Annotated in this window: 6 protein-coding genes; 2 read left to right on the top strand and 4 right to left on the bottom strand. The window is 41.1% G+C overall.

Annotated elements, in window-relative coordinates; translation table 11 throughout:
* Positions 1–3 precede the first annotated feature (3 nt).
* The 3 genes from QZ738_RS00465 to QZ738_RS00475 all read right to left on the bottom strand — a co-directional run bounded on the left by QZ738_RS00465 (position 4) and on the right by QZ738_RS00475 (position 2618).
* Positions 4–690 (bottom strand): methyltransferase domain-containing protein, encoded by a 687-nt coding sequence (locus QZ738_RS00465; RefSeq protein WP_293782872.1) that lies wholly within the window; start codon positions 688–690, stop codon positions 4–6.
* A gap of 235 nt (positions 691–925) precedes the next feature.
* Positions 926–2326 carry an MBL fold metallo-hydrolase RNA specificity domain-containing protein gene (locus tag QZ738_RS00470; protein ID WP_293782875.1) on the bottom strand — a complete coding sequence of 467 codons (1401 nt, stop codon included), beginning with the start codon at positions 2324–2326 and terminating at the stop codon, positions 926–928.
* Positions 2327–2390: 64 nt separating this feature from the next.
* Positions 2391–2618 carry a YtxH domain-containing protein gene (locus QZ738_RS00475; RefSeq protein WP_293782878.1) on the bottom strand — a complete coding sequence of 76 codons (228 nt, stop codon included), beginning with the start codon at positions 2616–2618 and terminating at the stop codon, positions 2391–2393.
* A 79-nt stretch (positions 2619–2697) separates the two neighbouring features.
* On the opposite strand from QZ738_RS00475, the gene QZ738_RS00480 reads away from it, so the two are divergent.
* Positions 2698–3321 (top strand): HAD family hydrolase, encoded by a 624-nt coding sequence (locus QZ738_RS00480; RefSeq protein ID WP_293782881.1) that lies wholly within the window; start codon positions 2698–2700, stop codon positions 3319–3321.
* A 211-nt stretch (positions 3322–3532) separates the two neighbouring features.
* On the opposite strand, the gene QZ738_RS00485 is transcribed toward QZ738_RS00480, so the two are convergent.
* Entirely contained in the window at positions 3533–5128 is a 1596-nt protein-coding gene (locus tag QZ738_RS00485; RefSeq protein WP_293782884.1) for a DUF6600 domain-containing protein, read from the bottom strand.
* A gap of 279 nt (positions 5129–5407) precedes the next feature.
* Here QZ738_RS00485 and QZ738_RS00490 point away from each other — a divergent pair, with 279 nt between their 5' ends.
* Complete coding sequence (locus QZ738_RS00490) at positions 5408–6109, top strand: SAM-dependent methyltransferase (protein ID WP_293782887.1); 702 nt, start codon at positions 5408–5410, stop codon at positions 6107–6109.
* Positions 6110–6419 lie beyond the last annotated feature (310 nt).

Raw genomic sequence — 6419 nt, forward strand, 5'->3', positions numbered from 1 at the left:
AAGTTAACCCTTTAAGGTTAGTTTCACCAGATACTGGTCTTCACCATCATCAAAAATCAGTTCAGCATCCCATCCTGTTTCTTTCGCAATCTGTTTAATGGTTTCTTCATCGATATAAATCCAGTTAAACCAATTGCCTTTTTCTCCTTTATATTCATATTGGTAAGATACCTCACCATAGTACTGATTTTGCGGTTTGGGTAGATCTTCATATAAGTAAGCAATATCAGATGAATCGAAAATAACCTGTCCACCGGTGTTGATCAGGTCTTTTAACTTAATCAGAAAATTCCGGAAACCGGGCAGAGTTCCTGTCAAACCGATACCGTTCATCAGCATGATGATGGTATCGAATTTCTCCTGATAATTAAAAATATCCTGTACGAATGCTTTTTTTACTCCACGGTCTTTCATAATATTCACCGCGGCTTCCGAAATATCAATAGCGGTAACATCGATATTAAAGGCTTGTAGCAGTAATGCATGACTGCCCACACCAGCACCGATATCCAATACCTTGCCAGTACACATATGCAAAGCCTGAAGCTCTAAAACCGGCATATCTTCATCATCACGAAAGAAAAATTCCAGCGGCATTTCTTCTGGTTCTCCGTAAGAATTGTGCAACCAGAGCGTATCTGCCTCGCCCGTTCTGTAAATATCTGTTAGCGCTTTTCCAAAAACATCCATAACGCAAAGATATAGAAAATGGAAGATGTATAAATGAATGACGGAAAGGGTAAGATGGGAGATGGAAAGGTAAATTTTATGCGAAGGCAATAGACATAACTTTGGTCGGGATTTAAAATTCATGTTGGTCGGGATTTAAAATCCGTTCTAAGCGCCAAGGATTTACAATCCCGGCAGAAACAGATTAAAAAAAGGTCCGGACGTTAAATCCAGACCAACAATTTTCAGATCAACTTTATTCCAACTCATACACCTGATGGTATTCGGGTATGGCTACATGTTTGAAACCCCGGTCTTTTAATTTCGTAGCAAAATTTTGTTGTACTTCGTACTCTCCATGGATCAGAAACAACTGTTTTACCTTCGCTGGATCCTGGCCTGATAAAAAATGTAATAAATCTTCATAATCGCCATGTGCACTCATTGATTTTATAGATTGTACTTCGGCTTTAACTTCATATTCATCTCGAAAAATTTCAACAACTTTGTTTCCTGCGATCAATTTTCCACCAAGCGAGTTCGGCTCACAATAACCCACCATTAAAATGGTATTTTTCTGGTTACTGATATTATTCCTGATATGATGTTTTACCCGGCCTGCCTCTGCCATGCCTGATGCGGAAATAATTACACAGGGCCTCGGATCATCATTTAAGGCAATTGATTCTTCTACACTTTCGATAAAACGTAAACCTTTAAAACCAAAAATATCATGATCTACCTTTAGGATTTCTTTAACCCCATTATTGTATACTTCGGGATGGTTCCTGAGAATTTCGGTTGCTTTGGATGACAAAGGACTATCTACATAATAGGGAACATCAGGCAATTTACCTTTCAGCTCTAAGCCATTTAAAGCATAAAGGAGTTCCTGTGTACGGCCAACGGCAAAAGCAGGAATAATTACCTTTCCTTTTTTGCGGTTACAGGTATTATTAATGACCTCCAAAAGCATATCTTCGATCGGATCAAGGTCTTTATGCAGCGAATCGCCATAGGTTGATTCCATCAGGATATAATCAGCCTGATCAAATTGTTGCGGACTTTTTAATAACAGATCGCCATAACGGCCAACATCGCCAGAAAATGTAATTCGTGTAGATTCCCCCTCTTCTGTAATGGTAAGATGAACAGCAGCACTACCTAAAATGTGACCTGCATCGGTAAATTTCAAACGAATTCCCTCTTCAATCTCAAAATCCTCCTCATACTCCACAATTTTCATTTGGCCAACAGTTTTGGTCACGTCTTCCTCTGTATAAAGCGCTTCTTCCATTTCTTCGCCTTCACGCAGATTGCGGTTAGCATATTCAGCATCCTGCATCTGGATTTTTGCAGAATCCATCATTAAAATACGGGCGAGATCCATGGTGGCTGCGGTACAATAAATTGCTCCTTCAAATCCTTCAGCTACGAGTTTAGGCAGCAAACCACAATGATCTATATGTGCATGTGATAAAATGAGATACGTGACGTTTTTTGGATTAAAACCAAAATAATCATTTAGTTTATCGGTAACACGGCCCATCCCCTGGAACAAGCCGCAATCTAATAAAATCTGGGTGCCGTTTTTTAAGGTAATAAGGTGCTTACTTCCCGTAACCGTACGGGCAGCACCATGAAAAGCAATGTTCATCAAAATATTGGTTAGAGAAAATATATAGCTAAAAGTGCCGGATATTTCCGGCACTTTCAATTTGTTATGCGTTTATTTCTGCAACTTTATCTTTAACCTTGTCGGCAACACTTGTGGCTTTATCTGCCAAACCGGCTAATTTATCTTTTGAAGCGTCTAAAAGATCAGCAAAGAAATCTGATACTTTATTTTTCAGATCGCTGGTTGAATCTGATGACAATGCTAATGCGATGGTTGCACCTAATGCTGCTCCGGCTAATACGCCTACTATGATTTTTGTTTCTTTTTTCATGGTTTTAGTGATTTACTTATTAAACATATTTAACCCACAGGTGTTTTTATTTTTTTCATCTTACAAAAACCCATCCATAATGAAGCGAATATTTTTTATAGACTTAGACAATACCATTTATTTTACCAGGCAGAACGAAGAACAGTTGATGGGGGAATTATATCGCTTTTTAGAAAAGTTGGATTTAGGAATCAGTCGGGAAGATTTTCAGTTAGCCAAAAAGGAAATGTTGAGGACTCCTTTTCTGAAAGTAGCTAAAAAATATCATTTCAATGAGGATGTGATGCCAGAAGTGATTTCCTACCTCCAAAACAGATCTGTAACCCATCCGTTAAAACCAAGCGATGATTACCATTATATCAAAAACTTAACCGGCAGAAAATTTATTGTAACGGCGGGTTTCCCAAAACAACAGCGATCAAAGGTAAAAATGTTAGGCATTGCCGATGATTTTGAAGAAGTACGTGTGGTAGATGTTTCGATCTCCAATAAGAAAGAAACATTTGAAATGCTGATCGACCAGCATCAACTTAACAAAGATGATATTTTAATTATAGGCGATGATGCCGAATCGGAAATTAAATTTGGCCTGGAACTCGGGATAACCACTTTCTTGCTGGATCCCGAAAACCTGCACCCTAATGCTGAAAGCACCTTTAGAGGAAATGATTTAAGTAATTTGCGCATAGCGGCAGAGCAGTAATAAAATGAAGATCGTCATCTCGACTGGAACGCAGTGGAATGCCCGCCTGTGCGGACAGGCCTGCCCGTACAGGCGGGGAGAGATCTATCTTAATAGATTTAGCTTCGCTGAGCACTACGTGGTTCACTTCGTTGCACTTCACTCGAAATGACGTTAACTTTATTAGAATTACCGCATAAAAAAGTCCCGATTTTCATCGGGACTTTCCATTTTATCCTCTGCCACCTCTTGATGGTCTTCCACCTTCACCACCTCGTTCACCGCCGCCACCTCGTTGTTGTGGAGCCTCCATCCTTCTTTGTTCTTGTCGCTGTTGCATTTGCTGATTACGTTGCTGCTGCATTTGTGCATCTCGTTGAGCCCTTTCTTGCTGTTGTTGCTGAGCTTGTTGAGCCCGCTGCTGTTGCATTTGTTCATTACGCTGTTGCTGAATTTGTGCATCTCGCTGCGCTCTTTCCTGTTGTTGCTGCTGGGCTTGTTGCGCACGTTGCTGTTGCATTTGCTCATTACGTTGCTGTTGCATCTGTGCATCGCGTTGCGCTCTTTCCTGTTGCTGCTGCTGGGCCTGTTGTGCACGTTGCTGTTGCATCTGCTCATTACGTTGTGCCCTTTGCTGATCCATTTGCACACGTTGATCATCCTGACCTCTCTGCGGTTGCATATCACGTTGACCACGTTGTTGATCTATGCCCATGCGGTCTTGATTACGTTGTTGCCTCATCTGATCCCAACGTTGTTGGTCCTGACCACGATTTGCATTATCTTGTCTGTTTCCATTATCAATACCATTAGCACCGCCACGGCTAATACGTCCGTTTGCATCTCTGTTATAAGCCTCAGCCCTATTATCTGGCTGATTGTTATTATCCCGGCCTACATTTCGATTATCTCTTGACCCAAAGCGGTTGTCATTACTGCCTGGGGTATTTCCTCTTTGATCACGGTTGGTATAACCTTCGTTTCTTCCGCCTCTGCTAATGCCAGCATTGCCTTGCTCAAATCTCCTTGGCGCAGCATTACGGTTGTCTACTACTGCATTACGTTCAGGCCTTGGTCTGTAAATCGCTACCTCCCTGCCACCTATCCGGCTAGCACCAGGTCTGGAACTTTCGGCATAACGGTATACAGTCACATCCCTGTTGGTTGCGCGCCTGATATCTTCAACCCTTGGCCCCCCATAATAAGTTCTTCTGTTATATACATAAGTATTATTGATGATGGTGGTATTGCGTATATACACATTATTACGGCCGTAATCATATCTTGGGAAAGTATTGATATAAATATTTCGCTGAGGGATAAAGTTCCAGCAGAAAGCAGGCACCACATAACGGCGCCCAAAGCTCAGGTTAATGTTAATGCTTGGCGCCATAGGTGCCCATCCGTAATAACCATCGCCACTTCTCCAATCTACCCAGGCTGGGCCCCAATTGGTATCAGGTAACCAGATCCACTGGCGGTAACTGTTAATTACCCAACGGCCATAGTGAAAAGGTGCCCAGCCCCAGTCGTAATTGGAAACCCAGGTATTACCATACTCAGTCATGGCCCAGCGTCCGTTAGTATAATACGGGCGGAATTCACTTTGATCTACATCGGGGCGCCAAACATAGCCGTATTGCGGATCTTGTATCCACGTACCATAGGGCGAGAGCTCGTCGTAAAAAGTCTGTAGAGAAATGTTGCCGGTACTGTAACCATCAGACTGGTAATCGTTTTGGTAGTCTTGTGCCCTGACAAGGGTTGTGGTTCCGGCAAGGAGCGAAAATAGCCCCAGCACAAGTGCCGTAGATTTCAGTGTTTTCATTTGTGTGTTTATTTTAATAACCTAATGTGTGTGTATCAATTAGAGAACCAAAAATGCCAAAGGTTTAATATGCAAGCATAGTTTTTATGTTTTCTTTTCAAATATTGCCATCCAAGGTATATTTAACTAATATTTAACGTTTTACGCGGAGTTTAATTGTGCAGAAAAGAAGTCAGTTAAAAATAAAATTTGCTACACCTTTGCTTACAAAAGAGATTATATTGCCAGTTGCACAAGCTTTAGAACTTAAATTCTATTTATTGTGCGTATTTTTGTAGCATGCAAAAAGGCACCCTATACCTTATTCCCGTACCATTGGCTGAAGAGGTAGCACATAAAACATTTACCCCTTACCTGGTTAACACCATTAACCAGATTGAAACCTACATTGTAGAGAACAGTAAAACTGCACGTCGTTTTTTAAAAGAGGCGGGTTTAAAAATACCACAGAAAGATTTAATTGTACACGATTATGGTAAACACAACCGAACAGATTTAGGGCAGTTTTTTGTTGAACTTACTGCCGGAAAAGACGTTGGCTTGATGAGCGAAGCAGGTTGCCCTGGTATTGCCGATCCTGGAGCAGATATTGTTGCCGAAGCGCATAAACGCGGTATAAAGGTAGTGCCCTTGGTAGGGCCCAGCTCTATTTTACTGGCTTTAATGGCTTCAGGTTTTAATGGACAAAGTTTTGCTTTTTGGGGCTATTTACCGATTGATAAAGAACAACGAACAAAGCGTATTAAAGACCTGGATTTATCGGCCAGCCGTTATAAACAAACTCAGATTTTTATCGAAACACCTTTCCGCAATAACCAGCTTTTTGAAGAGGTACTGAAAAGTTGTAAACCGAACACGCAGGTTTGCGTAGCCAGTAACCTTACCGCAGCAGATGAATTTATTAAAACACAAAGTGTTTACAACTGGCGCAAAGAGGAGATAGACCTTCATAAAAAGCCGACTATATTTTTATTATATTAAACTGCAATTGATAATTATTTAGAAATCCTATTTTTTCAACGCCATTGACTAGACCAATTCGTCATGCTGAATTCATTCCAGCATCTTTTTAGCAGGAAAGACCCTGAAATAAATTTACACCGTAGCTTTCCGCTTCGCTACAGCTACCATTGACGTTATTTTGTTATCAATTGATAGTTAGACACTTGTGCACAATGCATTTCCGTCTAACAAGGCCTTCGCACTGTGCCCCCGTTCTACTTAAGTCCGGCCTAACAAATTTTTCGGATTCCACTGACCGAGCCCTATTACTGGCTTTGAAAGAAAAATT

It is taken from the genome of uncultured Pedobacter sp. (genome assembly GCF_913776295.1).
Taxonomy (GTDB): Bacteria; Bacteroidota; Bacteroidia; order Sphingobacteriales; family Sphingobacteriaceae; genus Pedobacter.

Bases quoted from the DNA above. Each gene is read 5' to 3' on its own strand.
- QZ738_RS00490 (WP_293782887.1), top strand. From the start codon at position 5,408: ATGCAAAAAGGCACCCTATACCTTATTCCCGTACCATTGGCTGAAGAG.
- QZ738_RS00470 (WP_293782875.1), bottom strand. From the start codon at position 2,326: ATGAACATTGCTTTTCATGGTGCTGCCCGTACGGTTACGGGAAGTAAG.
- QZ738_RS00485 (WP_293782884.1), bottom strand. From the start codon at position 5,128: ATGAAAACACTGAAATCTACGGCACTTGTGCTGGGGCTATTTTCGCTC.
- QZ738_RS00475 (WP_293782878.1), bottom strand. From the start codon at position 2,618: ATGAAAAAAGAAACAAAAATCATAGTAGGCGTATTAGCCGGAGCAGCA.
- QZ738_RS00480 (WP_293782881.1), top strand. From the start codon at position 2,698: ATGAAGCGAATATTTTTTATAGACTTAGACAATACCATTTATTTTACC.
- QZ738_RS00465 (WP_293782872.1), bottom strand. From the start codon at position 690: ATGGATGTTTTTGGAAAAGCGCTAACAGATATTTACAGAACGGGCGAG.